At 38.4% G+C, this 1,291-nt stretch carries 4 protein-coding genes; all 4 read left to right on the top strand.

Going from position 1 to position 1,291, the window contains the following annotated elements; all coding sequences use genetic code 11:
* The coding region (locus EOD41_RS20520; RefSeq protein WP_205780618.1) for a hypothetical protein at nucleotides 1-217 on the top strand (217 nt) is incomplete at its 5' end.
* 84 nt (nucleotides 218-301) lie between these two features.
* On the top strand, nucleotides 302-511 hold the full coding sequence (locus tag EOD41_RS20515) for a hypothetical protein (RefSeq protein ID WP_127708715.1): 210 nt from the start codon (nucleotides 302-304) through the stop codon (nucleotides 509-511).
* Nucleotides 512-599: 88 nt separating this feature from the next.
* Complete coding sequence (locus EOD41_RS20510; protein ID WP_127707602.1) at nucleotides 600-809, top strand: hypothetical protein; 210 nt, start codon at nucleotides 600-602, stop codon at nucleotides 807-809.
* 84 nt (nucleotides 810-893) lie between these two features.
* Nucleotides 894-1,103 (top strand): hypothetical protein, encoded by a 210-nt coding sequence (locus tag EOD41_RS20505; RefSeq protein ID WP_127708712.1) that lies wholly within the window; start codon nucleotides 894-896, stop codon nucleotides 1,101-1,103.
* Nucleotides 1,104-1,291: the final 188 nt, after the last annotated feature.

The raw sequence follows: 1,291 nt of genomic DNA, 5'->3' as shown, positions 1-1,291 counted from the left end.
AACGATCATGAAAAAATCAATCATAGCAGCAGCATTAGTTTTCGCAACCATCTTCTCTTCTTCAGCAGCAACTTTCGGCGATAAAAAAGACATTGGTTCAGCAGACTTCCGTGGTGATAAAAAAGACATTGGTTCAGCTGATTCAAAAGGCGACAAGAAAGACATCGGCTCTGCTGACGCTAAAGGCGACAAAAAAGATATCGGTTCAGCTGACTAAGCACTCGAATTATTACTCGAATTGAAAGAATAAAAAGAATTACAGAATACAATAACAACACACTCTACATAACAACACACGATCATGAAAAAATCAATCATAGCAGCAGCATTAGTTTTCGCAACCATCTTCTCTTCTTCAGCAGCAACTTTCGGCGATAAAAAAGACATTGGTTCAGCAGACTTCCGTGGTGATAAAAAAGACATTGGTTCAGCTTATTCAAAAGGCGACAAGAAAGACATCGGCTCTGCAGACGCTAAAGGCGACAAAAAAGATATCGGTTCAGCTGACTAAGCACTCGAATTATTACTCGAATTGAAAGAATAAAAAGAATTACAGAATAACACGAATAACAACAACACTCTACATAACAACAACGATCATGAAAAAATCAATCATAGCAGCAGCATTAGTTTTCGCAACCATCTTCTCTTCTTCAGCAGCAACTTTCGGCGATAAAAAAGACATTGGTTCAGCAGACTTCCGTGGTGATAAAAAAGATATCGGTTCAGCTGATGCAAAAGGCGACAAGAAAGACATCGGCTCTGCTGACGCTAAAGGCGACAAAAAAGATATCGGCTCAGCTGACTAAGCACTCGAATTATTACTCGAATTGAAAGGATAAAAAGAATTACAGAATACAATAACAACAACACTCTACATAACAATAACGATCATGAAAAAATCAATCATAGCAGCAGCATTAGTTTTCGCAACCATCTTCTCTTCTTCAGCAGCAACTTTCGGCGATAAAAAAGACATTGGTTCAGCAGACTTCCGTGGTGATAAAAAAGACATTGGTTCAGCTGATTCAAAAGGCGACAAGAAAGACATCGGCTCTGCTGATGCTAAAGGCGACAAAAAAGATATCGGCTCTGCTGACTAAGGACTCGAATTGAAATAAAAAGAATTACAGAATACAATAACAACAACACTCTACATAACAATAACGATCATGAAAAAATCAATCATAGCAGCAGCATTAGTTTTCGCAACCATCTTCTCTTCTTCAGCAGCAACTTTCGGCGATAAAAAAGACATTGGTTCAGCAGACTTCCGTGGTGATAAAAAAGA

This window comes from Mucilaginibacter limnophilus, assembly GCF_004005815.1.
GTDB classification, from domain to species: Bacteria; Bacteroidota; Bacteroidia; order Sphingobacteriales; family Sphingobacteriaceae; genus Mucilaginibacter; species Mucilaginibacter limnophilus.
The sequence above is the reverse complement of the archived record's forward strand: the minus strand, read 5'-3'. Positions and strand labels throughout refer to the sequence as shown.

What these genes read in the sequence shown, in the direction of transcription:
- EOD41_RS20515 (WP_127708715.1), top strand. Translation starts at nt 302, where the DNA reads ATGAAAAAATCAATCATAGCAGCAGCATTAGTTTTCGCAACCATCTTC.
- EOD41_RS20510 (WP_127707602.1), top strand. Translation starts at nt 600, where the DNA reads ATGAAAAAATCAATCATAGCAGCAGCATTAGTTTTCGCAACCATCTTC.
- EOD41_RS20505 (WP_127708712.1), top strand. Translation starts at nt 894, where the DNA reads ATGAAAAAATCAATCATAGCAGCAGCATTAGTTTTCGCAACCATCTTC.